Here is a 24,340-nt window from a genome sequence, read left to right as displayed (position 1 = left end):
CCGTCGCACACCCGGCGAGGGCTTCACCAAGGGGGACGTATGGCAGCCAAGCCTGTACACGCACAGCTGGGGAGCATGTGGATACGGTGCCACGTCTGCGGCGGCGACCGATTCCGTGAGCGCGAGGTGCTGTTGAACAGCTCCGGCATGGAGCTGTTCAACCTCGCCTGGGCGAACGAGGCCGCGACCGGACTCATCTGCTGGACCTGCGGATACGTCCACATGTTCGTGAACCCCAACCTCCAGACGACCCGGGCGCAGGCATGACCGCACGGCGTATCCGAGTCGCAGTCCGGCGAAGTGGCCGCCGCCGTGCGGTCACTCCTCCGGTGACGAGGTGTTGAGTCCCGGTGCCTGGGTGGTGGTACGCGCCGCCTCCGCCTCGGCCTTCGCATCGCTGACGACCGCCGCCGACTGACGGGCGACCTCCTCGGCCGCCGCGGCGGCATCCAGGGCGAGGGTCGAGCCGGTCTCGATCTCCGGATCTGCGGCGCCGTTGTCCGCGCCGGAGCCCAGAGCCGCTCCGGACCCGCGGCCCGTGCCGGCTGCGAGCGCTGCGCCCGCCTCGCCGCCCGTGCCGGACTCGACTGCGGCCGTGTCCGGCGGCGCGGGGGCGGTTCCGGACTGATCGCCGGAGAGCCCGGCCGCGCCCGTCTGCGTGTGGTCGCCGAACGCCTGGGACACCGAACGGATCGCCTCGGTCAGCTCACCCGGGATCACCCAGAACGTGTTGTTGTCGCTGCCCGCCAGGTGCGGCAGCGTCTCCAGGTACTTGTACGCGAGCACCTTCGAGTCGGCGTTGTTGCGATGCACGGCCTGGAAGACCCGTTCCACCGCCTTCGCCTCGCCGTCCGCCCGCAGGATCATGGCCTGCTGGGTGCCCTGTGCCTCCAGGATGTCCTTCTGCTTGGTGCCCTCCGCCGTGAGGATCTTGGCCTGCCGTTCACCCTCCGCGTGCAGGATCGCCGCGCGCTTGTCGCGCTCGGCGCGCATCTGTTTCTCCATCGCCTCCTTGATGGTGTGCGGCGGGTCGATGGCCTTGATCTCCACGCGGTTGACGCGGATGCCCCACTTGCCGGTCGCGTCGTCCAGGACCGTGCGCAGCCGGGTGTTGATCTCCTCGCGCGAGGTGAGGGTCTCCTCCAGGTCCATGCTGCCGATGACGTTGCGCAGCGTGGTCACGGTGAGCTGGTCGATCGCCTGGAGGTAGTCGGCGACCTCGTAGGCGGCGGCCCGCGGGTCGGTGATCTGGTAGTAGAGCACGGTGTCGATGTTGACCACGAGGTTGTCCTCGGTGATCACCGGCTTGGGGTCGGAGGAGTACACCTGCTCTCGCACGTCGAGCTTGGTGTTGACCCGGTCCGCCACGGGCAGCACGAAGTTCAGGCCCGGCTGCAGCGTGCGTCGGTACCGGCCGAAGCGCTCGATGTTGTACCGGCGGGCTTGCGGCACGATCCGTATGGTGGACGCCACGAGGAAGACGACGACGATCGCGGCCACGAAAATCGGGATGATCAGCGGATCCATGCTTCCTCCGTAGGTCTGTCATCAGCCGTCGCGGAAGTCATGGCAGCAGCTCCCGCGGATAGACGACGGCGGTCGCACCTTCGATCTCCATCACGTCCACCATGGCTCCGACCGGGATCACAAGCGTCTCGTCGAGGGCGCGTGCGGACCATTCCTCGCCGGAGATCTTCACCAGGCCGTGCGTGGCCGTGACCTCGCTCGTCACCTCGCCGCTCCGGCCGATCAGCGCATCACTGCCCTCGTACGTGAGGGGCTGGCGCGCCATCTGCCGCAGCACGAACGGACGCCCGACCACGAGCCCGGCCGCCGCTGCCACGCTGAGCGCGACGAGCTGGCCGAGCAGGCCGACACCCAGGCCGGAGACCACGGCGGCGACCAGTGCGGCACCGGCCAGGAGCCCGAACACCACCGTCAGCGTGAAGAACTCTGCCGCGCCCAGCACACCGGCGGCGAGCAGCCACAAGAACCACGGCATCGGATCACCCTCCCTCGGGGAACCTACTCACCACGCTACGCCCTGGAACCGCGCCACAACAGGTCCCGGAAGCGCCCCACGGAGCGGAACCCCGCAGGCCAGATGCCGTCCGAGGGAGCGACTGCATACGCACGGCAGCCAAGGCACACGCAACGTTGCCGGGCCTCGGCAGTCACAGGACGACCCACCCCGCGTACGACCGATCCTCAGCCGGACGGATCCTCCGCGGGACCGATCCTCCGCGGGACCGATCCTCCGCGGGACCGACCCTCCGCGGGACCGACCCTCCGCAGGCCCACCCCTGCGTACGACCGACCTTCCGCAGGACCCACCCTCGGCTGGTCCACCTTGCGCGGGACCCGCTCCGTGGAGCCCCCGCCGGATTCACCCCCGCGAGCTCACTCGGGCCCGCCCGTCCGCGGCGGCCCCACCCGCCCCGGGCCCCGCCGACCGCCCAGGAGCTCCGCGAGGCCGCGCCGGGTGGCCACCACGACCACACGGTCCTCGGCGGTCAGGACCTGGCCGGGATGCAGGTTCCAGACGAGTCCCGGGGTGTGGCCCTGGGAGTACGGGGACGGGGTGATGGAGAGGTCGGGGAGGCGTTGTGCGGGGGCGGAGGTGTCGAGGGCCACGACGCGCCAGAAGCCGGGCCGGAACGCCTCCGTGACCGTGCGGTCCCGCATCTCGGAGTGCTCGGCCACGTCGAGCGCGGCGAAGAGCAGCACCTCGCGCTCGACCGGGATCGCGCCCAGGATCGAGCGCCCCATCATCGCCCCGGCGAAGGCGGGCGCGGCCAGGGTGGTCACGCTGCGGCTCCGCGTGGTCGCCCGGGGGTGTGCCGCGCTCAGGGTACGGAAGACGGCCGTGGCGAACTCGTCGTCGTACACGCGCAGCACCACACCCAGGTCCGGCTTCACGGAGCGTGCGTACAGCGCGGCCTCGAGGTTCGTGGTGTCGATGCTGGTCAGCGCCAGGAGCGAATGGGCGCGGTGGATCTTCGCCGCCTCCAGGACGCCCTCCTCGGCGACATCCCCGAGCACCACCGGAACCCGCAGTCGCCGCGCCTGCGGGATGCCGCGCGCCTCCGGGTCCTCCTCGACGCAGACGACGGGGATGTCGAGATCACGCAGTCGCGTCAGGACCCGGCTGCCGATCTTGCCCAGGCCGAGCAGCACGACATGGTCCGACAGACCGCGCGGCGGGCGGCGCAGCGCCGAGGCCGTACGGAAGGTGCCGAAGGCCTCGAGCGCCGCCGCGAGCAGCACCGGAAGGAGCAGCAGCCCGGCCAGGGCGGCGAGCAGCTGCAGGATCTGCCGGCTGTGCGGACCGTCCGTCGCCGGGTCGTTCAGGGCGAACAGGTCGAGCAGGGTCGTGTACGTGGCGTGCAGCGGATGCGCGTGGGTGGTCAGCGAGGACGTCACCGCGAGCGCGAGCACCGCGGCCAGGAGCCCGGCGAGCGCGAAGCGCAGCTGCCGCGAGAACAGCTCGCGCAGCGGCGCACCCCGGGCCGCGCGGCGCGGTGCCAGGGCGGGGGCGCTGTGCTGGACGGTTTGCAGGACGACCGTGCCGCGCTCGGCGGCGGCCGCCGCGACCTGCATGTCGTCGGGCAGCAGCTGCAAGCCCTCGCCGGCGCCGCCGTCGCGCGTGGTGGACAGCAGCGCGAGCGTGCACAGGCCTTCGGCGGGTGCCTCGCCGCGGCGGCCCGGCTGCTGCTCCACCGCCTGCAGCAGCAGCCCGTCCGTCTGCAGCACCTTGCGGGTGCCGGCCACTGCGGCGGCCGCGAGGGCGGGGGCGGCCGTATCGGCGTCCGAGAGCACGGTGGTGGAGGCATCGCGGATGGTGGCGGGCGGGTACGGCAAGGGGGTGGCCTGGTCGAGGAGTTCCGCCAGATACTGGCCGAGCTTGCGGTTGTAGAGCCGGATCACCAGGCGCAGCCGCGGGTTGAGCCGGCGGGCGGCGAGGGCGGCGCGGATGTTCGTCTCGTCGTCGTCGTTGACCAGGGCGAGGGCCGCGGCCTCCCGTACGCCTGCCTCGGCCAGTACCTCGTCGTTGAGTTCGGCCGCCTCCATCACGCTCTGCTCCTGCGGCGCTTGTTCCGCGTCGCCCGAACCCCGTCCGAGCACCGCAGAGACCCTGCCGAGCAGGGCACCCGCCCGTTCCCGCCCGGTCAGCGGCAGTTGGGGCCGGCTTCCCGCGGGCGGCACGACCAAGGTCACCTGCGCGCGGTACACCTCGCGCAACTCTCCGGCCAGGCGCTGGGCGAGGGCGTCGTCGCCGCAGACAATCATGCGGCCGGTGACGGAAGTTGAGTGATCAGAAGCATCGGACACGAGGGTGAAGCGTGCCGCATGAGGTGCGGTGCTGCCAAGGCGACACCGGCCGTGCCACCGGGTGCAAGCCGTGGTCGCCCGGCCGTGCCACCGGGTGCAAGCCGTGGTCGCCCGGCCGTGGCACCGGGTACAAGCCCCGGTCGGCCGAGGCTATTTCAGCGCCGGCTCCGGGTCCTTACTGGTCGTCTTGTGCGTCGGCGCGTCCTTGGAGACCGGTACGTGCAGCCACACCGCCTCGGAGGGCACGCCGCGCTCGTCGACCGCCATCAGCATGTACCAGCCGGGCGGCACGAGCGCCGGGTTCTCGGGCAGCGTGACCTCCACGCCGCCGTCCGTGCGCTCGAAGTCCAGCGCGATCGACCGCTGTTCGACGTTGGTGACATGCGTGAACGAGCCGGGCCTGAGCAGCCGCATCCGGTCGATCGCCTGCGGGTCCTCGCTCTCGTACGCCACCGTCGCGCCGAGCCGCACCGTCCGCTCCCCGCCCTCGGGATCCCGCAGCACGGGCCGTTCGCCGCCCTGGTGCAGATACGGCGGGGTGTACAGCTCCAGGCGCTGCTCGAACGTGGCGGCCCTGGAGTTCGCCTTGTCGGCGAAGAGCGAGTCCGAGCCGAAGGTCATCACCCGGCCGTCGGGCAGCAGCAGCCCGCCCGAGTGGTAGTTGCGGCCGACCAGCGGAGCGGCCGCCTCGGTGAACTTGTTCGTCTTCGGATCGAAGATCGCGGCCTTGAGGACGTTGCTGTCGGACTTCCCGCGATAGTCACCGGAGCCGTTGGTGGTCAGTACGGTGTCGTCGGGCAGCACCACACTGCTCGGGTAGCGCGCCTTCTCGTACAGCTTCGGCCCGTCACGGAAACGCGGGGCATCCGCGTCGAGGTCCACGATCGCCGTGCGGTCCGTCGACTTGGGCGACTCACCGACCCCGCCGCCGCCGAGCACCATGTACCGCTGCTCCTGGGCGGGCGGCAGCAGCACGGACATCGAGGTTTCGAGCAGATCGGGGTCGCTCAGCCCCGGAACCTTGTCGAACTCGTTGCTGTCAAGGTCCCAGATCCCCGGCTCGCGCCCCTGGTCGGCGGGCCCGTAGCCGGCGGTCGAGCCGGTGTAGAAGATCCGTCCGTCGGAGGCGAGGAAGAGCGCGGGATACGTGGGGAAGAACCGTGCCTCGGGCAGGAACTCCCATTCCTTCGTCTTCGGGTCGTAGACCTCGTTCTTGCCGGGCACGACCTGCCCGATCTCGTCGAGCCCGGAGACCGACAGGACCTTGCCGTCCTCCAGCGTGGTCAGCGTCGGATACCAGCGTGCCTCGTGCATCGCGTCGACCCTGATGTACTTCTCGGCCACCGGGTCGAATTCGAAGGCGTCCTTGATCCCCTGGAAGTCCTTCTTGTCGAAGGACAGCTTCTGCGCGATCCCGTAGATGTTCTGCTTCTCCGCGCCTTGGAGACCGGAGACGGCGTACTGGTCCTGTGCGCCGGTCTGGTGCTCGGGCCCCTTCTTCTCGGCCTCCACGTACACCCGCGCACTCGACGCCGTGACCTCGGTCTTCCCGGTCTTCGGATCGGTCTTCTTCTCCGCGCGCGGTACGACGATGCCGGCCTGTGAGACGAAGGTCTTGCCGTTGTCCCGCCCGGTGAACCGGGTCCCCTCGGGCAGGGTCTTCGGCTTGTCCGGGTTCTCGTTGTAGACGATCATCAGGCCGCCGGCCTTCTCGACATCGCCTTCGAGCGTCTCGTACCGCTGGGTTCCGCCCGCCACAAGCAGCTTCCCGTCGGGGAGTTGGGTGTGGCCCGCGCAGAAGAGGTCGGCGGGAGTGGGGATGTTCTTGAACGTGTTCTTCTCCGGATCCCACAGGACTGTGCGGAAGGTCTTCGCGTCGAACTGCGTGGCGTCGTTGCCCGAACCCGCGACGAGCAGCACCTTCCCGGTGTGCAGGAGCGCCGCGTGGATGGTGTTGATCCGGTATTTCTCGGGCACGTCGACCACGGTCCACTCGCCGTGCCCGGCCTTGTATTCCGGCTGACCGATCTTGTACGCGTGGTAGCGCGTGGAGGCGAAGTCGTACGCGGCGGGCGCATTGGCCGCGCCGAGCACCAGCACGGCGCCCGTACCGAGCAGGAACTTGGTGGTGCGTCGATGGCGCGGACGGCGGCGCTTCGGCTCCGGCATACAGCGGCTCCTGCGGGCGATGTGTGCGGTTTGTTACGGAATGCGACCTTAGGACAGTGCAAAGGTCCCCGCACGCGGGCCCGCCCGGTCGGCGGCATGCAGGATGCTGCCCGCTTCGGCCGGTGGTGTGTTCGCTCCGCCGGGCCGGACCTACGCCGGCTCGGTGCTCCGTACGAGGTTGAGGGCCGCGCCCTCCGGGTCCGCAACGGTGGCCATCCGCCCGTGCCCGCTGTCGTGCGGGCCGCGCACCACATGCCCGCCCAGCTCGACGGCGTGCTCCACCGTGCCGTCCACGTCCTCGACCTCGAAGAACGTCGTCCAGTGCGGCCCGCGGTCGCGGGGCAGCCCGTTACCCACGCCATGGATCGCGGCAACCGCGTGATCGCCGACCCACAGGGAGAGATAGTCGAAATCGGCGGAGACGACGGGCTGCTCGGTGTAGCCGAAGACCGCCTGGTAGAACTTCGCGACCGAGGCGGTGTCGCGCGTGACCAGCTCGTTCCACACCGGGGTGCCGGGCAGGCCGGTGACGCCCGCACCCGCGTGCTCCGCGCCCTGCCAGACACCGAAGACGGCGCCGGCCGGATCCGAGGCGATCAGCAGCCGACCCGCGCGGTCCGCGTCGAGCGGGCCCACGCCGACCGTGCCGCCGCAGTGGCGGATGGTGTCCGCGGTGGCGTCCACATCATCGGAGGCCAGATACGGGGTCCAGGCGATCGGCAGATGCCGGTCGCGCGGCAGGACACCGATCCCGGCGACCTCGTGGCCGTCAAGGACCGCCCGTACGTAGGGGCCGAGCTGCTTGGGGCCCGGCAGGAAGTCCCAGCCGAAGAGCGCGCCGTAGAACTTCTGGGTATCGGCCAGGCCGTGCACCATCAGGCTCACCCAGCAGGGCGTGCCGGGTTCGCGCCGAGCTGCTGACTCGGTCATCGTCACTCTCTCCTCGGGGCGGCCACAGGCCGGGGCGTGATGAGCAGCGTGCCCGCCGTGTCTTGGGCAGCATGCCCACTGCGGGCCCGCTCATCCCCCCGCTGTCATGAGCAGGGTCCGCGGCGCCATGGGAATGCGCAAGGATGTGCCCATGCATCCCATCATCTCCGCTGCCGAACTGGCGAGCGAGTCGAACGGCGAGAGTCCTCCGGTCCTGCTCGACGTGCGCTGGCAGATGACGCTGGCCGGCGGGTCCGGGTTCGACGGCCGCGCCGCCTACGCGGCCGGGCACATCCCCGGCGCCGCCTATGTCGACCTCGACACCGCGCTCGCGGGCCCGCCGGGCGCGGGCGGCCGCCATCCGCTCCCCGAGCCGGAGGTTTTCGCCTCCGTGATGCGTGCGGCGGGCGTACGCTCGGACCGCCCTGTCGTCATCTACGACGGCGGCCAGAGCTGGGCCGCGGCCCGCGCGTGGTGGCTCCTGCGCTGGGCGGGCCACCACTCGGTCCGCGTTCTGGACGGCGGCCTCAAGGCGTGGACGGCCGGCCGGACACCGGCGCCGACCGCCCCGGCACCGGACGGGACCACCGTGGCACCGGCCCCGACTGCCCCGGCGCTCTACGCCTCCCCGGCGCCCGACGCCTCCCCGGCCGCCCAGCGTGAAGCCGGCACGCCTTCGCTCGCCCCGGGCGACCTCGAATCCGGGACGCCCCCGGTGACGCCGGGCGACTTCGTCCCGCGCCCCGGCTCGCTCCCCGTCCTCGACGCGGACGAGGCGGCGGCCCTCGCCCGCTCCGGACTCCTGCTCGACGCCCGCGCGGGCGAGCGCTACCGCGGCGAGGTGGAGCCCATCGACCGCGTCGGCGGTCACATCCCGGGCGCGGTCTCGGCCCCGACGACGGAGAACGCCGCACCGGACGGCCACTTCCGTACCGCCGCCGAACTGGCCACCCGCTTCCACGCCTTGGGCGCGGACAAGGCACCCCGCGTGGGCGTCTACTGCGGTTCGGGAGTCTCCGCCGCCCACGAAATCCTCGCCCTGGCCATCGCCGGCATCGAGGCCGAGCTGTACGCGGGCTCGTGGTCGAACTGGTCCTCGGACGAGAGCCGCCCAGTGGCCACGGGCCCGAACCCGTAGGAGGTACGGGGCCGGGGGGTCAGTCCTTCTTCTTGCGGCGCGTGCCGAAGACGATCTCGTCCCAGCTCGGGACCGCCGCCCGGCGCCCGGGCCGCACCCCGTCCGCCTCGGCCTGCCGGTCGGTCGTGCCGACGAGGCGGTCGCGGTGGCCGGCCACCGCGCGCGGCATCAGGACGTCCGCGTACGCGGCGCCCGCCGATGCCGCGGGTGCGGGCGGCTCCTCGGCCTCCGGCTCCTGGTCCTCGGGTTCCTTCAGGGGCCCTTCCTCGCCGGTCCGCTCCGGCGAGGGAGCGCCGGACGGGGCCGGGGACCCGGGCCCGGCGGTGGACGGGGAGGCCGAGGCGGGGGCCGACGGGGTCGCCGGAGCGGCTGTGGGGCGCTCCGGGACCACCAGGTCGCCACGGAAGCTCGGGACCGCCTCGAGCAGGCTGGTGAGCGAGTCGCGCTCGGAGCCCGTGGATTCCTCCGCCGGTTCGGGCGAGGGGCCGGGGATCTGCCGGTCGGGCCGCTCCATTTGGCGGTCCAGCGCACGGTCGAGCGGCCGGTCACGCGGCAGCCGCGCGATCCGCGGCACGAACGGGAAGCTCGGCTCGGGGGCCGCGATGTCATCGGACTCGCCGATCAGCGAGCGCGCCTCGTCGTCGACGGCCGCCACGAGCCGCCGCGGCGGGTCGTAGGTCCAGCTCGCCGAGTGCGGCTCACCCGCGACCCGGTACACGAGCAGGACCTCCCAGGTGCCGTCGTCGCGACGCCACGAGTCCCACTGCACGGTGTCCTTGTCGGCGCCGCGCAGCAGCAGCCGCTCCCGTACGGCCTCCCCGAGCTGCGGCCCCGCGTTCTCGCCGGGCCGGCGCACCGGCGTCTTGCGGGCCCGCTCCGCCATGAAGGCACGCTCCGCGAGCACCGGGCCCTCGAAGCGGCGGACGCGGTCGACGGGGATGCCGGCGAGCTGGGCGACCTCTTCCGCGGTCGCACCCGCACGTATACGCGCCTGGATGTCCCGGGGACGCAGATGCGATTCGACCTCGATCTCGATCTGGCCGAGTCGTGGCCGGTCACCGCGCACGGCGGCGCGCAGGCGTTCGTCGATCGGAAGCGTGTACTCCGCCCCGTCCGCAGCCTTCAGCACCAGCCGTGTGCCGTCATTGGAGACGGCCACGACACGCAGTTCGGGCATGGGGACCTCCCGGGTGGTGCCTGCCGACGTCACGTGCGTCGCTGCTTCCGCTAGTCGAGTGTGGCCTGCCCGGGTGCAGCCTGCCACAACCTTGCCGAGTTGCCCGGCGTGTCGGGCATGGGTCCTTGATCGCCGCTATGGCACGGTTACGTATTCGCCACGCAAAGTGACCGAAGTTGCCCACATTGGTCACCCTGTGCAGCGATCCCCCTCCCGAAGGTCCCTCGCGGGCCCTGGGCACCCAGGCGGGAGTCCGAACCCAGGGCTCGCAACAGTACTCCATTCGGGCCACCTGGGTGGACCGCCGCGCCGCCGAAGTTGTCCCCCGGCAAGGGAGTTGGCCCCCGTCGCTCCCATATCCCCTGCTTACAGAGGTGTGCTGCTTCACAGAAACTCCGGAAACGGAACTATCCGCTTCGCCCAAAGGTCCCTTAAGGGTGGCAGTCAGGTGATTCGGAGACCAAGGGACGGGGATGGCGCAGCAGGTGGAAAACGGGGCGGACGAGAAGAAGAAGCGCATAGACGTCAATGTCCCGCAGGTGGCGGGCGGTGCGCTCGCGGCGGTGCTCGCCGCGAAACTCGCCTCCAGCTTCGGGGTGTACGGGACGATCCTCGGCGCGGGCGTCATGAGCATCGTGGCCACCTGCGGCGGCCCGGTCTTCCAGCACTTCTTCAAGCGCACGGGCGAGCAGGTGCGCGAGGCCGCGGTCAAGGCGAAGCCGGGCCGTTCCCGCCAGGTCCCGGTGACGGGAGATGGCTCGCCGGTGCCGGAGACCTTCCGTGCCCGGCCCGACCCCGTCACGTACACCGCACCGAGCACCGCACCGAACACCCGGGCGATGACGACCACTTGGCGCCCGGGCGTCGTGGACGTGCCCGCCGCGGCGACCACACAGGACGAGCTGGCTGCGCTGGACGAGCAGGCGACGACGGTGCTCCCGGCGGCCGGTCCGCGACCGGAACCGAGCCCGGACGCCGACCGCACGCAGCTGCTCGAATCGGCCGAGGTCACGCGGCTGCTGGGCGAGACCGGAGGCTCCGAGGACGCCACCCGCGCACTCGCCTCCGAGGACGTCGCTCGCGTGCTGGCCTCCGCGGACGCGAGCCGTGCACCCGTTCCCGAGGACGCCACCCGCGTCCTCGGCACCGTACGGCCCACGCCACCCGACGCCACCCCGCCCCCGTACCGCGTCTCGGAGGTTCAGGGCAGGCGCATCCGCAGCTGGACGCGGCCGGTGCTCGCGGCCGCAGCGGTGTTCGGTGTGACGATGGGCGGGATCACCGTCTACGAGGAGGTGGCGAACCGGAACCTGGCCGGCACGGGCAGCGGTTCGACCACGATCGGCAGTGTGTTCTCCGGCGGCGGCACCCACCGGGGCGGGGACGACACGCCGCCGTCCCAGGACCCCTCGCCCGACACCGACCCGTCCACCGGGACCGGCCGGAAGCAGGGCGACGGCACCCCGACCGTCCGGCCCGAGCCCACGCCGGACGACGGCGGCAAGAATACGCCCGCACCGACGCCGACCCCCACGCCGACACCGACACCCACTCCCACGCCGACCCCCACCCCCACCCCGACCCCGGACGACCCGACCACGGAGCCGTCGGCACCGGAACCGGAGGAAGGCGAGACGGCCGGGTGAGGTGCCCCGGTCCCGCAGCGGCCGCAGCGGGACCGGGCGGCAGGGAGGGAGAGGCCCGCGGGGCTCAGTCGCCCAGCACCCGCCGCAGGTAGTCGTTGCCGAACATCCGCTCCGGGTCAAGCCGGTCGCGCAGCGCCGTGAACTCGCCGAAGCGCGGGTAGACGGAGTCGAAGTACGCGGCGTCCCGCGTGTGCACCTTGCCCCAGTGCGGCCGCCCGCCGTGCGCCGTGAAGATCCGCTCGGCGGCTGTGAAGTAGGCCTGGTAGGGCGTCCCCTTGTACATGTGAACCGCCACGTACGCGCTCTCCCGCCCGGAGGCCGTCGACAGCGTGATGTCGTCGGCGGGCGCCGTGCGCACCTCGACGGGGAAGCTGATCCGCAGCCCGGAGCGCTCCACCATGGCCCGCAGCTCACGCAGCGCCTCGACGAGTGCCTCGCGCGGCAGGGCGTACTCCATCTCCACGAAGCGCACCCGGCGCGGAGAAGTGAAGACCTTGTAGGGGATATCGGTGTACGTACGGGCGGAGAGCGCCCGGCTGGAGATCTTCGCGATCGTGGGGATGGTCCCCGGCACGGCGCGGCCCAGCGAGTTGACCGCCTGGAAGAGCCCGTTGGAGAGGAACTCGTCCTCGAACCAGCCGCTGAATCTGCCCACCGGCTGCTCGGGGCCCGCGCTGCGGTTGTTGCGCTTGGTGCTGCAGTTGCCGGTGTGCGGGAACCAGTAGAACTCGAAGTGCTCGTTCTCCGCGTGCAGCGCGTCGAACTCCGCCGTCACCCGCTCGAAGCTCATCGGCTCCTCGCGGGCGCTCAGCAGGAAGACCGGCTCCACGGCGAAGGTGATCGCGCTGATCACCCCGAGCGCGCCGAGCCCGATCCGGGCCGCCGCGAAGACCTCGGGGTTCTCCCTCTCCGAGCAGTTCAGCACCGAACCATCGGCCGTGACGAGCTCCAGGCCCTTGATCTGCGCCGAGATCGAGGCCGAGTCACGCCCGGTGCCATGGGTTCCGGTGCTGGTGGCACCCGCGACCGTCTGCTCCATGATGTCGCCCATGTTGGTGAGCGAGAGCCCTTCGCGGGCGAGCGCCAGGTTGAGGCGCTTGAGCGGGGTGCCCGCCTCGACGGTGACCGTGCCGGCCTCGCGGTCGAGGCTCCGTATCCCGGTCAGCAGATCGGGCCGGACCAGCAGCCCGTCCGTGGCCGCGGTGGAGGTGAACGAATGCCCGGTGCCGACTGCCTTGACCCGCCTGCCGTCCTCGGCCGCCTGACGGACCGTCGCGGCCAGCTCCTCCACCGAGGCGGGGGTGACCTCCCGCTCGGGCCTTGCGGTGACGTTTCCCGCCCAGTTACGCCATGTCGTCCCGTACGACGGCTTCGGGCTCTCGGTCGTGCCTGTGGTACCCATCAGGTCCTCCCCGCAGCGGAACCGGCCTGGTCAGCCGGCTGTAGCCGAGGAACCCGATCACGACCGCGGCGCCGCCGGCAACCGCCGGCACCACATACGCCCGGTCCGCGCCGATCGCGTCGATGACCGCGCCGGCCACCGAGGAACCGAGAGCGATACCGACCGCGAGACCCGTGGAGACCCACGTCATGCCCTCGGTCAGCTTCGCCCGGGGTACGTGCTGCTCGACGAGGGCCATCGTCGTGATCATCGTCGGTGCGATGGCCAGGCCCGCGACAAACAGCGCCACGGCCAAGAACAGCAAGTTCCCGACCAGTAGGAGGGGGATCATACTCACGCCCATCGCACACACGCCCAGCAGCCACCGCTTCGCGGCCGGGCCCTTGAAGTGCACAAGGCCGAAGACCACGCCGGCCAGGCAGGATCCGGCCGCGTACCCGGCGAGCACCAGGCTTGCCGCCCCCTTGGCGCCCTCGCGCTCGGCGAAGGCCACGGTCACGACGTCGATCGCGCCGAAGAGCACACCCGTGGCCACGAAGGTGGCCACGAGCACCTGAAGGCCCCCGGAGCGCAGGGCGCTGCCGCCCGTGTGGTGCTCGCGGGGGTGGGGGACCGGCTCGGTGCGGCGCTGCGAGGTGAGCCAGAAGACGCCGGTCCCCAGGAACACGGCGGCGAGCAGCGGCCCCGCCTCGGGGAACCAGACCGTGGACAGGCCGATCGAGATGATCGGCCCGAAGATGAAGCAGATCTCGTCGACGACGGATTCGAAGGAGTACGCGGTGTGCAGCAGCCGCCGGTCGCCGCGGTACACCGCAGCCCAGCGGGAGCGCACCATCGAACCCATCGACGGTACGGCGCCGACGAGCGCGGCACACAGGAACAGTGTCCAGTCCGGCGCCGAGAACTTCGCGGCGAGCAGCAGCGCGGCCACGGCGGTGAGGGAGACCAGGGTGGCCGGGCGCAGGACGCGGGCCTGGCCGTAGCGGTCCACGAGCCGGGAGATCTGCGGTCCGATCACGGCCGCGGACAGTGCGAGCGTGGCGGAGACGGCGCCCGCGAGGCCGTAGCGCCCGGTGAGCTCGGAGATCATCGTCACGACGCCGATGCTCATCATGGCCAGGGGCAGCCGCCCGATGAGTCCTGCCGCGGAGAAGGACCGGGTGCCGGGCGGCGTGAATATCTCGCGGTAGGGGCTGGCCAAGGAGCGCTCCGGTAAGGCGTGTGATGGGTGGATACAGCTTACGGCCGTGATGCGGAGGTATGCCCGCCGATTTCCGGATCCATCAGGGACGCCAGACGTCCCGGGCCGGGACGAAGGTCCCGGAGGTCCCGGAGGTCCGGGAGGTCCGGGAGGTCCTGTCGGCGCGAAGACCTAGGATCGGGAGCATGTCCCACGCGCCCGACCCCACCCCGTACGACGCCCTCCTGCTGCTGTCCTTCGGCGGGCCCGAAGGCCCCGACGACGTGGTCCCGTTCCTGGAGAACGTGACGCGAGGCCGCGGCATCCCCAAGGAGCGGCTGAAGGAAGTGGGGCAGCACTACTTCCTGTTCGGCGGCAAGAGCCCGATCAACGACCAGAACCGCGCCCTGCTCGATGCCCTGCGCAAGGACTTCGCGGAGCACGGCCTCGACCTGCCGCTGTACTGGGGCAACCGCAACTGGGCGCCGTATCTGACGGACGTCCTGCGCGAGATGGTCGACGACGGCCACCGCCGCATCCTGGTCCTCACCACCAGCGCGTACACCTCGTACTCGGGCTGCCGCCAGTACCGCGAGAACCTCGCGGAGGCGCTGGCCGCCCTGGAGGCGGAGGGCCTGCCGCTGCCGAGGATCGACAAACTGCGGCAGTACTTCAACCACCCCGGCTTCATCCGGCCCATGATCGACGGCGTCCTGAAGTCCCTGTCCGAGCTCCCCGAGGACGTACGGGACGGCGCCCACCTCGCCTTCACGACGCACTCCATCCCGGACGCCTCCGCCGACACCTCCGGACCGGCCGAGGGCCACGGCCAGGGCGGTGCGTACGTACGGGAGCACCTGGACGTCGCCCGGATCATCGCCGATGCCGTACGCGAGGAGAGCGGTGTCGAGCGGGACTGGCAGCTCGTCTACCAGTCGCGCTCCGGTGCCCCGCACATCCCCTGGCTCGAACCCGATATCTGCGACCACCTGGAGGAGCAGCACACCAAGGGCGTGCCCGCCGTGGTGATGGTCCCGATCGGCTTCGTCTCGGACCACATGGAGGTCCTCTACGACCTCGACACCGAGGCCACCGCGAAGGCCGCCGAACTGGGCCTGCCCGTGGCCCGCTCGGCCACCGTCGGCGCCGATCCGCGCTTCGCCGCCGCCGTGCGCGAGCTGCTCCTGGAGCGCGCCGCGACCGAGCGCGGCGAGCGCGTCACGCCCTGCGCGCTCGGTGCCCTGGGCGCGAGCCACGACCTGTGCCCGGCGGGCTGCTGCCCGGCGCGCACCCCCAAGCCGGCTGCCGCGGGCGCCGACAGTCCTTAGGGGGTGCCCGGCGGATCATGCCGCCGACGCGGTGGTCCGGCACGCACATCTGCTGCGTTGTCGTCAGTCGCCGACTTCCCCAAGCTCTCGGCTTCGCTCGAGCAGGGGAGACCCCATTCGCGTCGACTCATTCCTCCGCCTTGCAGCTGCACGCACCAGACCACCGCTCACCCGTCCACCAAGGGCGCCGCAGCCCGACGCCGGCCTGATCCGCCGGACACCCCCTACGCGTGAGGAAACACCTGACTTGAACCACTCCCTGCACCAGGACCTGCTCGCCCTCGCCCAGGAGGCAGCCGCCCGCGCCGGAGCGCTGCTGCGGGACGGGCGGCCGGAGGATCTCGCGGTGGCCGCGACCAAGTCGAGCCCCATCGACGTCGTCACCGAGATGGACATCGCGGCGGAGAAGCTGATCACCGGCCTGATCGCCGAGCGGCGTCCGGAGGACGGGCTGCTCGGCGAGGAGGGTGCCGCCACCGTCGGCACCACCGGCATCCGTTGGGTGATCGACCCGCTCGACGGCACCGTCAACTACCTCTACGGGCTTCCCACCTGGGCCGTCTCCATCGCCGCCGAACAGGACGGCGAAACGGTGGTCGGCGTCGTCGCCGCCCCGATGCGCGGCGAGACCTACCACGCGGTCCGCGGCGGCGGGGCCTGGGCCACCGGCGCCTGGGAGGGCGAGCGCCGACTCGCCTGCCGCCCCGCACCGCCGCTCGACCAGTCGCTGGTCTCCACCGGCTTCAACTACGTCGCCGAGGTCCGCGCCCACCAGGCCGGGATCGCCCACCGGCTCATCCCGCTGCTGCGCGACATCCGGCGCAGCGGCTCGGCCGCGGTCGACCTGTGCGATGTGGCCGCGGGCCGCCTCGACGGCTACTACGAGCGCGGGCTCCACCCCTGGGACCTCGCGGCGGGCGACCTGATCGCCCGCGAGGCGGGCGCACTGACCGGCGGCCGTCCCGGCGAGCGCCCCTCCTGGGACCTGACGGTCGCCGCCTCCCCGGGCGTCTTCGAGCCGCTGCAGGCCCACCTCGAAGAACTGGGCGCCTGGCACGACTGAGCCGGACCTGTCGGCCCTCCCCGGGGGGGGGGGGTACGCACCACCGGACGCACACACGGAGGGGCCCACCGCATGGATTGCGGTGGGCCCCTCCGTACGAAAACCTGCGCCGACCGCCCTCAGGCGACCTGCACTCCATGTTCGGCAGCGAGGCGATGCAGGTCGTCGAGCTCTCCCTGCTCCACCTCCACAAGGAAGTCGTCGCCGTCCTCACGTGCCCGCGTGAGGTCCGACTCCGTGGCCCTTATGCGCTGCAGCAGTCCTGCGGTGAAAGCGTCCATGGTGCGCCCCCTCGTCGTGGGTCGAGTTTCGGTGGCACGGGGGTGTGCCCTCGGGAAGGGGCGATCACGTCTCTGGCCACTCCAAACCGATGCGGACCGGGTGCCGCTCGGCGGAAGCGGTTCGTGGCGTGCCACTTGCTAAGAGTGATCGCGGGTGTAAGGCGGTCCTCCCCTCGGTTCCTCCCCGGGAAACCTCAACCTCCCCACGGATCTGTCCGATTCCCTTGCGACGGCCCGCAGTCTCCGGGCGTTCACCCTGAGGCCCACGGGCATCCCCCGGAGGCCCGCCGGTACACCCCGGGTCCGCGAGGTGGGGCGAGGGCCGCCCCGAGCTGGGACGGGGGCCGTCCCTAGCTGGGACGGGGGTCGTCTTACAGCCGGTTTACGGGCCAAAGGGGCAGGATGGAGGCATCACCATGTGACCGGAGTCCGTCGCCCGCGCGCCGGACCGGTCACCGACGCGGCCCACTGCTCAGCGGGCTCACCACGATCCGGCCCGCTCACCGGGCTCACAGAAGGGACTGCGACGTGCGCGTACTCGTCGTCGAGGACGAGCAGCTGCTCGCCGATGCCGTGGCCACCGGGCTGCGCCGTGAGGCCATGGCGGTGGACGTCGTGTACGACGGCGCCGCCGCCCTGGAGCGCATCGGGGTCAACGACTACGACGTCGTCGTACTCGACCGCGACCTCCCCCTCGTCCACGGCGACGACGTCTGCCGGAAGATCGTCGAGCTCGGGATGCCCACCCGCGTCCTGATGCTCACCGCCTCCGGCGATGTCAGCGACCGCGTGGAGGGCCTGGAACTGGGCGCGGACGACTATCTGCCCAAGCCGTTCGCGTTCACCGAGCTCACCGCCCGCGTACGGGCCCTCGGCCGACGTACGACAGTGGCGCTGCCGCCCGTCCTGGAGCGGGCGGGCATCAAGCTCGACCCGAACCGCCGCGAGGTCTTCCGGGACGGCACCGAGATCCAGCTAGCCCCGAAGGAGTTCGCCGTCCTCGAGGTGCTGCTGCGTTCCGAGGGCGCCGTGGTCTCCGCCGAGCAGCTACTGGAGAAGGCCTGGGACGAGAACACCGACCCGTTCACGAACGTGGTCCGGGTCACCGTCATGACCCTGCGACGCAAGCTCGGCGAGCCCGCGGTGATCGTGACGGTCCCCGGTTCCGGCTACCGGATCTGATGCCCGATGGCCGCCACTCCGGTGCCGCCATCGGCGCCCCCCAAGCCCACGTGGGACCCGTACAAGAGCGATCCGCCCTTCCCGTGGCTGCGCCCGACCATCCGGATAAGGCTCACGCTGCTGTACGGCGGGATGTTCCTGATCGCGGGGATCCTGCTGCTCTCGATCATCTACCTGCTCGCCGCACAGGCCGTACATGCGGGCAATGACCTGCCGTTCCGGGTGACCGACGGCGAGTTCCGGATCGAATCCAACACCTGTCCCGCGCTCTCCGGCCGCAAGTTCACCAGCAGTGATGTGTTCAACGACGCCGTACGCATCTGTGTCGATCACCAGCGCCAGAAGGCCCTGGACGACCTCCTGAGCCGCTCCCTGCTCGCCCTGCTCGGCCTCAGCGTCATCGCCTTCGGCTTCGGCTATGCGATGGCCGGGCGTGTCCTGTCCCCGCTCGGCCGGATCACCCGGACCGCCCGCCAGGTGGCCGGCTCGGACCTGGCCCGGCGGATCGAACTCGACGGACCGGACGACGAGTTGAAGGAGCTCGCGGACACCTTCGACGAGATGCTGGAGCGCCTGGAGCGGGCCTTCACGGCCCAGCAGCGCTTCGTCGCCAACGCCTCGCACGAACTGCGCACCCCGCTCGCGATCAACCGCACGCTTCTCGAAGTGCACCTCTCGGACCCGGGCGCGCCCGCCGAACTGCAGCAGCTCGGCAAGACGCTCCTGTCCACGAACAAGCGCAGCGAGGAGCTGGTGGAGGGCCTGCTGCTGCTCGCCCGCAGCGACAACCAGATCGTGGAGCGCAAGCCGGTCGACCTCGCGGAGGTCGCCTCGCGCGCCCTCGACCAGGTGCGGCCCGAGGCCGAGGCGAAGGGCGTGGAGATCCGCGGCGAGCGGGCCGCGGCTGTGGTCCAGGGCAACGGCGTCCTCCTGGAGCGCATCGCGCTGAACCTCGTGCAGAACGCCGTGCGGTACAACCTGACCCCCGGAGAGGGGAAGGGCTGGGTCGAGGTCACCACGGAGCTCACCGAGGGCCAGGCGGTCCTCGTGGTCTCCAATACGGGCCCGGTCGTGCCGGCGTACGAGGTGGACAACCTCTTCGAGCCCTTCCGGCGTCTTCGTACGGAGCGGACCGGCAGTGACAAGGGCGTGGGCCTGGGCCTGTCCATCGTGCAGTCCGTGGCACGCGCCCACGGGGGCCGTATCATCGCCGAGCCGCGTGAGGGGGGTGGTCTCGTGATGCGAGTCACCCTCCCCGTCTGAGATGCTGCCTTCGAACCCACAGAAGATGTTCGCCTATAGCGGAATTTTCGGGATCTGATCCGAAAAGCTTCATGTGGAATCGATCACAGGGGCGAATTTTCGGCCGTCTACTCTCCGTGATCACCAGAGGGGGCGGAAAGCCGGGAAAAGCCCGGGTTTTCGGGGATCCTGATCACGGGAAGTACACGGGGTGGCGCCCGTGCGCCGAACCCGCAGGACCGTGTACGGTCCCCATCGCCATCCCAGCCGGGCCCCAAAGCGGGGCGAGGTTGGGTGTCGATTGAGTAACAGACCTTGATGTGAGGCAAAATCTCCGCCTCGGGTCGGGCACAAGTCCGGCCTCTCACGCGTTACGTGCGCTGGAGACACCCGCAGACACCCAGAGGGGGAGAGCGACATGGCAACGGATTACGACACCCCACGCAAGACCGATGACGACGTCGAGTCCGACAGCATCGAAGAGCTGAAGGCCCGGCGGAACGACAAGTCGACCTCGGCCGTCGACGTCGACGAGTTCGAGGCCGCGGAAGGCCTGGAGCTGCCCGGAGCAGACCTCTCCAACGAGGAGCTCGCCGTCCGGGTCATGCCCAAGCAGGCGGACGAGTTCACCTGCATGAGCTGCTTCCTGGTCCACCACCGCAGCCAGCTGGCCCGCGAGAAGAACGGCCAGCCCATCTGCCGCGACTGCGACTGAGGCGCGGGTCGGCCGTGAATGGTTCGACCCCGCCGCGGAAGCGGCCGTTCCGGAAGCGTAAGGCGGACGACTCAAAGGGGGTAACTCCCCGCTCGAATGCAGTTGAGAGCTCGGGGGAGTCCGCACCGCTCGACGGCGCACGTCAGGACGAGCGGGGCCCGGCGGCCCTGCTCGAGACCACGGACGCCACCGGTGACCCCGTCTCCACGGGCACCCTCGCGCCCGTGGAGACAACCACGGAGCCCTCCTCCACGGACGGCGAGCTGTCCGCCGCCGCCCGTGCGCGCAGGCTCGAGAAGGTCAAGTCAGGCGTGCGCAGGAGCCAGGAGGGCGCCAAGGCCGGCATCGGCTACCTCGCCGACCGCGTCATGGACATCGCCCCGCGCGTGCCCGTACGCGATCTGGCCGCCCTCAGGCGACAGTTCCCGGGCCTCGGCCCCGAGCAGCTCGCCGACAAACTCATCGTCGGCGCGGCGAACGCCAGCTCGACCGTCGGCGCCGGAGTGGGCGCCGCCGCGATGCTGCCCGTACCGCCCGCGATGCCGGCCGAGATGGCCGCGGAGATCACCGGCGTGGCCGCGATCGAGCTGAAGCTCGTCGCCGAGCTGCACGAGGTCTACGGGCAGCGGCCGCCCGGCGGCCTGAAGACCCGCTCCACCGCGTATCTGACCGCCTGGACGGAGGAGCGCGGTATCGACATCTCGAAGCCACAGACGATGAACGGGGCGTTCGGCGGCCAGGTCAAACGCGAGCTGCGCCAGCAGATCATGAAGCGCATGGTGCGCAACCTGCCGAACCTGATGCCGTTCATGGTCGGCGCGGCGGTGGGCGCCGTGATGAACCGCCGCGACACGAAGAAACTCGCGGAGAAGGTCCGCAAGGACCTCCGCGCCCACCAGGTCCCCTGGGACGCCCTGGCCTCCCTCCCGGCCCTGGAACGCCCGGAGAACCCGGTGGACCCCCTGAACCCGCTGCTGCCGGCGCGTCCGGCGGCTCGGGACGAGCGCCCTTGAGGCGCGATGGGCGCGACAGGAGGCAGGAGGCAGGAGGGCGAAGCCTCACTCAGCCCTTCAGCGCCGCCACCAGCCGCTCAGGCGACCGTGTCGACACATACACGTACGGCGTCGGATCCGACGGGTCCGTGACCGGGATCCGTACCGCCGTGGGCACATAGCTGCGCAGCAGCAGGTACGCCCGTGGATCGGCCTTGTGCGTACGCCACGCCACCGCCTCCTCTGCGTCCAGCACCTCCGGCACCCCGAGCGCGGACAGCGGAATCCGCGCCTGCCCCGCGACCAGCGAGTCCGCCACGACCCGGACCCGGGCCGAGCCGTAGGAGCTGACCAGGACCGCGGAGAGCGCCGTCCCGCCGATCAGCCCGCCGAGCAGCCAGAGCGCGCCGAGCGGCAGCAGCATCAGGGCGCACGAGACCCCCACGAGGGCCGCGATCACCCACCAGGAGCGGGGGGCGGTGAGTCGTTCGTCGTACGTTTCCGTGGCGTGCTGCATGCCTCAAGCTTGGCACGGTGTCCAGGTCACCCGGCCGCGCGGGTAAGGTCTGCGCCTGTGAGTGGACGAACCCCATCGTTGACGCCGCCGGAGGACGCCAAGGCCCCGGTGCGGCACCCCGACGCCCCGGCCCCCGGCGAACTGCTCGGCGCGCACTACGCGCACTGCTTCGGCTGCGGCGAGGCACAGCCGCACGGACTGCACCTTGAGGCGAGGGCCGGCGAAGGTGTGGCGATCACCGCCGAGTTCACCGTCAAGCCCGAGCACCAGGGCGCCCCGGGCCTCGCGCACGGCGGCGTGCTCGCCACCGCGCTCGACGAGACGCTCGGCTCCCTGAACTGGCTGCTGCGCGTCATCGCCGTGACCGGCCGCCTTGAGACGGACTTCGTACGGCCCGTGCCCGTCGACACCGTGCTGCACCTGGACGCCGAGGTGACGGCGGTGGCCGGACGGAAGATCTACTGCTCGGCCGTGGGCCGCATCGGCGGCCCCGAGGGCCCGGTGGCGGTCCGCGCGGACGCCCTGTTCATCGAGGTCAAGGTCGATCACTTCATCGACAACGGCCGCGCCGAGGAGATCGACGCCGCGATGAGCGACCCGGACCAGATCCGCCGGGCCCGCGCCTTCGAGGTGAACCCGTGAGCCTCGACGTACGCATCCGGCGCCTCGACCCGCAGGTCCCGCTCCCCGCGTACGCGATGCCGGGCGACGCGGGTGCCGACCTGCGCACGACCGAGGCCTGCGTCCTCGCACCCGGCGAACGCGTCGTCCTGCCCACCGGGGTGGCCATCGCGCTCCCTGAGGGGTACGCGGCCTTCGTGCACCCGCGCTCCGGGCTCGCCGCCCGCTGTGGTGTGGCGCTCGTGAATGCCCCGGGGACGGTGGATGCCGGGTACCGTGGAGAGATCAAGGTGATCGTGGTGAATCTCGATCCGCGCGAGAGCGTGCGGTTCGAGCGCTTCGACCGGATCGCCCAACTCGTCGTCCAGCAGGTCGAGAAGGTCCGCTTCCACGAGGTGGCGGAGCTTCCCCGATCGGCTCGGGCCGAGGGGGGCTTCGGGTCCACCGGAGGGCATGCCGCGGTGGACGGCGAGGCGGGCGGCGTCGAAGATGCAGCCGCCGGCAAGGGTGGGAATCGATACGCTTCGGTCGTATCCGACCGGGAAGGACAGTGACGTGTTCGGACGTCGTAAGAAGGACGCGGCCGAGGCTGCGGCGGGCGAGGCCGAGCAGGTCGTCGAGGACTTGGATCAGGAGACCGACGAGGAGGGCGAGCCGAAGCGGCCGAACCTTCCGCCGGCCCCGCGCCCCGACGGGCCGTGGGATGTCTCCGAGGTCGGCAAGCCCGCCGAGGGCCGGGTCGACCTGGGTGGTCTGTTCGTACCCGGCGTCGAGGGCATGGAGCTCCGCGTCGAGGTCGCCGGCGATGCGATCGTCGCGGCCACCGTGGTGCTGCAGGACAGCGCCGTACAGCTGCAGGCCTTCGCCGCCCCCAAGAAGGAGGGCATCTGGGGCGAGGTCCGCGAGGAGATCGCCTCCGGCATCACCCAGCAGGGCGGCGTGATCGACGAGGTCGAGGGCCCGCTCGGCTGGGAGCTGCGTGCCCAGGTGCCGGTCCAGCTGCCCGACGGCAAGGGCGGTGTCCAGGTGGTGCGCTTCGTGGGTGTGGACGGGCCGCGCTGGTTCCTGCGCGGGGTGATCTCCGGCCAGGGTGCCGTGCAGCCGCAGACCGCCGGCCTCCTGGAGCAGATCTTCCGCGACACGGTCGTGGTGCGCGGCGAGGGCCCGATGGCCCCGCGCGATCCGATCGTCCTGAAGCTCCCCGAGGACGCCCAGATGGTCCCCGAGGGCGTCAAGGAGGAGGCCCAGAGCGAGTCCCGCTTCTCGGGCGGCATGGGCCAGCTGCAGCGCGGACCGGAGATCTCCGAGGTCCGCTGAGCCCTTCCCCGGCGCGCGGTTCTCCGCTGTGCGCCGTTCTTCCGCTACGCGAGGGCCGCACCCTTTCCTGAGGGTGCGGCCCTTTCGTGCCTGCCTTCATGCCTGCGTTGCGTGCGCCGCTGTCCGTGGTGCGTGCGCCGCTGTCCGTGGTGCGTGCGCCGCCGGCCGTCCGTGGTGCGTGCGCCGCCGGCCATGGACGGATCCGATGATCGAAGGCCTGTCCATTGCCCCGGCCCCGCGCCAGTGGTGATACTGGCGCGCAGACACAGCACCGTACGGGGGTTGAGCATGACGCAGAGCGCGAGCGGGGCCACGCAGACGGTCGCGGCCGAGGCCGGTGACGGCGCGCCGATGGTGGTCGTCGAGGACGTGCACCGCTCCTACGGCAGCGGGGCCGCCGCGGTGCACGCGCTGCGCGGGGTCTCGTTCAGCGTGCCGCACGGCAGGCTCGTCGCCCTCAAGGGCCGCTCGGGCTCGGGCAAGACGACGCTGCTCAACCTGGTCGGCGGCCTGGACGCGCCGGACAGCGGCACCGTCACCGTGGACGGTCTCGACATCGGGGAGCTCGGCGAGAGCGGGCGGCTCGCGCTGCGCCGGGACCGTATCGGCTTCGTCTTCCAGTCCTTCGGACTGATCCCGATCCTGTCCGCGGCCGAGAACGTGGGCGTGCCGCTGCGGCTGCGCAAGGCCGATCCCGCCGAGCGCGAGGAGCGCGTCGAACTGCTGCTCTCCCTGGTGGGGCTCGCCGACCACGCCAAGCAGCGCCCGGCCGAGCTCTCCGGCGGCCAGCAGCAGCGGGTGGCCATCGCCCGCGCCCTCGCCAACCGGCCCGCGCTCCTCATCTGCGACGAACCCACGGGACAGCTGGACGCCGAGACCGGACACGCGGTCATGGAACTGCTGCGCGCCGTCGTCCGCAGCGAGGGCGTCACCGCCCTGGTCGCCACCCACGACGCAGCGATGCTGGACCTCGCGGACCAGGTCCTCGAGCTCAGCGACGGCGAGATCGTCGAGGCCGACTGAGCCCTCGCGGGCCCACCGCACGCGGTGCCAGGCAATCTTCGCGGCCCGCCGCGTGCGGGGCAGGGCCCCCCACGGGCCAGTCGCG

The 24,340-nt window shown here is 71.4% G+C and carries 23 protein-coding genes; 13 read left to right on the top strand and 10 right to left on the bottom strand.

Annotation, left to right across the window (positions count from 1 at the left end):
* Nucleotides 1-39: 39 nt before the first annotated feature.
* Nucleotides 40-267 carry a hypothetical protein gene (locus ACLF6P_RS08415; protein ID WP_415949226.1) on the top strand — a complete coding sequence of 76 codons (228 nt, stop codon included), beginning with the start codon at nucleotides 40-42 and terminating at the stop codon, nucleotides 265-267.
* Nucleotides 268-318: 51 nt separating this feature from the next.
* Here ACLF6P_RS08415 and ACLF6P_RS08410 read toward each other — a convergent pair whose 3' ends face one another.
* The 5 genes from ACLF6P_RS08410 to ACLF6P_RS08390 all read right to left on the bottom strand — a co-directional run bounded on the left by ACLF6P_RS08410 (nucleotide 319) and on the right by ACLF6P_RS08390 (nucleotide 7,431).
* Entirely contained in the window at nucleotides 319-1,527 is a 1,209-nt protein-coding gene (locus ACLF6P_RS08410) for an SPFH domain-containing protein (RefSeq protein WP_415949225.1), read from the bottom strand.
* Between the two features lie 37 nt (nucleotides 1,528-1,564).
* Complete coding sequence (locus tag ACLF6P_RS08405; protein ID WP_415949224.1) at nucleotides 1,565-2,002, bottom strand: NfeD family protein; 438 nt, start codon at nucleotides 2,000-2,002, stop codon at nucleotides 1,565-1,567.
* A gap of 398 nt (nucleotides 2,003-2,400) precedes the next feature.
* Nucleotides 2,401-4,290, bottom strand: coding sequence for an NAD-binding protein (locus ACLF6P_RS08400; protein ID WP_415949223.1), 1,890 nt, complete (start codon nucleotides 4,288-4,290; stop codon nucleotides 2,401-2,403).
* A gap of 192 nt (nucleotides 4,291-4,482) precedes the next feature.
* Nucleotides 4,483-6,501: a radical copper oxidase GlxA gene (gene glxA / locus ACLF6P_RS08395; protein ID WP_415949222.1), complete on the bottom strand. Its 2,019-nt coding sequence runs from the start codon at nucleotides 6,499-6,501 to the stop codon at nucleotides 4,483-4,485.
* 150 nt (nucleotides 6,502-6,651) lie between these two features.
* Nucleotides 6,652-7,431, bottom strand: coding sequence for a VOC family protein (locus ACLF6P_RS08390; protein ID WP_415949221.1), 780 nt, complete (start codon nucleotides 7,429-7,431; stop codon nucleotides 6,652-6,654).
* Nucleotides 7,432-7,582: 151 nt separating this feature from the next.
* On the opposite strand from ACLF6P_RS08390, the gene ACLF6P_RS08385 reads away from it, so the two are divergent.
* Nucleotides 7,583-8,569 (top strand): sulfurtransferase, encoded by a 987-nt coding sequence (locus tag ACLF6P_RS08385; RefSeq protein WP_415949220.1) that lies wholly within the window; start codon nucleotides 7,583-7,585, stop codon nucleotides 8,567-8,569.
* A gap of 19 nt (nucleotides 8,570-8,588) precedes the next feature.
* Here ACLF6P_RS08385 and sepH read toward each other — a convergent pair whose 3' ends face one another.
* The gene (sepH, locus tag ACLF6P_RS08380; RefSeq protein WP_415949219.1) at nucleotides 8,589-9,746 is read right to left on the bottom strand and encodes a septation protein SepH; all 1,158 of its coding nucleotides are present in this window, start codon (nucleotides 9,744-9,746) and stop codon (nucleotides 8,589-8,591) included.
* 473 nt (nucleotides 9,747-10,219) lie between these two features.
* On the opposite strand from sepH, the gene ACLF6P_RS08375 reads away from it, so the two are divergent.
* Nucleotides 10,220-11,392: a hypothetical protein gene (locus tag ACLF6P_RS08375; protein WP_415949218.1), complete on the top strand. Its 1,173-nt coding sequence runs from the start codon at nucleotides 10,220-10,222 to the stop codon at nucleotides 11,390-11,392.
* Between the two features lie 64 nt (nucleotides 11,393-11,456).
* Here the strand turns inward: ACLF6P_RS08375 and ACLF6P_RS08370 are convergent, their stop codons facing one another.
* Both ACLF6P_RS08370 and ACLF6P_RS08365 read right to left on the bottom strand, forming a co-directional pair.
* Entirely contained in the window at nucleotides 11,457-12,794 is a 1,338-nt protein-coding gene (locus ACLF6P_RS08370; protein WP_415949217.1) for a D-arabinono-1,4-lactone oxidase, read from the bottom strand.
* Complete coding sequence (locus ACLF6P_RS08365) at nucleotides 12,736-13,995, bottom strand: MFS transporter (protein ID WP_415949216.1); 1,260 nt, start codon at nucleotides 13,993-13,995, stop codon at nucleotides 12,736-12,738. The genes ACLF6P_RS08370 and ACLF6P_RS08365 overlap by 59 nt, the downstream gene beginning before the upstream one ends.
* A gap of 185 nt (nucleotides 13,996-14,180) precedes the next feature.
* Between ACLF6P_RS08365 and ACLF6P_RS08360 the strand changes: the two genes are divergently transcribed.
* Together ACLF6P_RS08360 and ACLF6P_RS08355 are read left to right on the top strand one after the other, a co-directional pair.
* Nucleotides 14,181-15,302: a ferrochelatase gene (locus ACLF6P_RS08360; RefSeq protein WP_415949215.1), complete on the top strand. Its 1,122-nt coding sequence runs from the start codon at nucleotides 14,181-14,183 to the stop codon at nucleotides 15,300-15,302.
* 247 nt (nucleotides 15,303-15,549) lie between these two features.
* Nucleotides 15,550-16,365 carry an inositol monophosphatase family protein gene (locus ACLF6P_RS08355; RefSeq protein ID WP_415949214.1) on the top strand — a complete coding sequence of 272 codons (816 nt, stop codon included), beginning with the start codon at nucleotides 15,550-15,552 and terminating at the stop codon, nucleotides 16,363-16,365.
* Nucleotides 16,366-16,484: 119 nt separating this feature from the next.
* Here ACLF6P_RS08355 and ACLF6P_RS08350 read toward each other — a convergent pair whose 3' ends face one another.
* Nucleotides 16,485-16,646, bottom strand: a complete 162-nt coding sequence (locus ACLF6P_RS08350; protein WP_415949213.1) for a hypothetical protein — start codon at nucleotides 16,644-16,646, stop codon at nucleotides 16,485-16,487.
* 528 nt (nucleotides 16,647-17,174) lie between these two features.
* Here ACLF6P_RS08350 and ACLF6P_RS08345 point away from each other — a divergent pair.
* From ACLF6P_RS08345 to ACLF6P_RS08330, 4 genes are all read left to right on the top strand, one after another.
* Nucleotides 17,175-17,828, top strand: coding sequence for a response regulator transcription factor (locus ACLF6P_RS08345; RefSeq protein ID WP_415949212.1), 654 nt, complete (start codon nucleotides 17,175-17,177; stop codon nucleotides 17,826-17,828).
* Between the two features lie 6 nt (nucleotides 17,829-17,834).
* Nucleotides 17,835-19,091, top strand: a complete 1,257-nt coding sequence (locus tag ACLF6P_RS08340; RefSeq protein WP_415949211.1) for a sensor histidine kinase — start codon at nucleotides 17,835-17,837, stop codon at nucleotides 19,089-19,091.
* 397 nt (nucleotides 19,092-19,488) lie between these two features.
* Entirely contained in the window at nucleotides 19,489-19,785 is a 297-nt protein-coding gene (locus ACLF6P_RS08335; RefSeq protein ID WP_093611216.1) for a DUF4193 domain-containing protein, read from the top strand.
* A 14-nt stretch (nucleotides 19,786-19,799) separates the two neighbouring features.
* Complete coding sequence (locus tag ACLF6P_RS08330; RefSeq protein WP_415949210.1) at nucleotides 19,800-20,798, top strand: hypothetical protein; 999 nt, start codon at nucleotides 19,800-19,802, stop codon at nucleotides 20,796-20,798.
* Nucleotides 20,799-20,847: 49 nt separating this feature from the next.
* On the opposite strand, the gene ACLF6P_RS08325 is transcribed toward ACLF6P_RS08330, so the two are convergent.
* Nucleotides 20,848-21,294, bottom strand: a complete 447-nt coding sequence (locus ACLF6P_RS08325) for a DUF3093 domain-containing protein (RefSeq protein WP_415949209.1) — start codon at nucleotides 21,292-21,294, stop codon at nucleotides 20,848-20,850.
* A 57-nt stretch (nucleotides 21,295-21,351) separates the two neighbouring features.
* Here ACLF6P_RS08325 and ACLF6P_RS08320 point away from each other — a divergent pair, with 57 nt between their 5' ends.
* The 4 genes from ACLF6P_RS08320 to ACLF6P_RS08305 all read left to right on the top strand — a co-directional run bounded on the left by ACLF6P_RS08320 (nucleotide 21,352) and on the right by ACLF6P_RS08305 (nucleotide 24,255).
* The gene (locus ACLF6P_RS08320) at nucleotides 21,352-21,936 is read left to right on the top strand and encodes a PaaI family thioesterase (protein WP_415949208.1); all 585 of its coding nucleotides are present in this window, start codon (nucleotides 21,352-21,354) and stop codon (nucleotides 21,934-21,936) included.
* Complete coding sequence (dut, locus tag ACLF6P_RS08315; RefSeq protein ID WP_415949207.1) at nucleotides 21,933-22,469, top strand: dUTP diphosphatase; 537 nt, start codon at nucleotides 21,933-21,935, stop codon at nucleotides 22,467-22,469. Before ACLF6P_RS08320 ends, dut begins: the two co-directional genes overlap by 4 nt.
* 1 nt (nucleotide 22,470) lies before the next feature.
* The gene (locus ACLF6P_RS08310; RefSeq protein ID WP_415949206.1) at nucleotides 22,471-23,232 is read left to right on the top strand and encodes a DUF3710 domain-containing protein; all 762 of its coding nucleotides are present in this window, start codon (nucleotides 22,471-22,473) and stop codon (nucleotides 23,230-23,232) included.
* Between the two features lie 288 nt (nucleotides 23,233-23,520).
* The gene (locus ACLF6P_RS08305; RefSeq protein WP_415949343.1) at nucleotides 23,521-24,255 is read left to right on the top strand and encodes an ABC transporter ATP-binding protein; all 735 of its coding nucleotides are present in this window, start codon (nucleotides 23,521-23,523) and stop codon (nucleotides 24,253-24,255) included.
* Nucleotides 24,256-24,340: the final 85 nt, after the last annotated feature.

Source organism: Streptomyces lothianensis (assembly GCF_047779955.1).
Taxonomy (GTDB): domain Bacteria; phylum Actinomycetota; class Actinomycetes; order Streptomycetales; family Streptomycetaceae; genus Streptomyces.
Note: the sequence above shows the minus strand (reverse complement) of the source record. Positions and strands in the feature narration are given on the sequence as shown.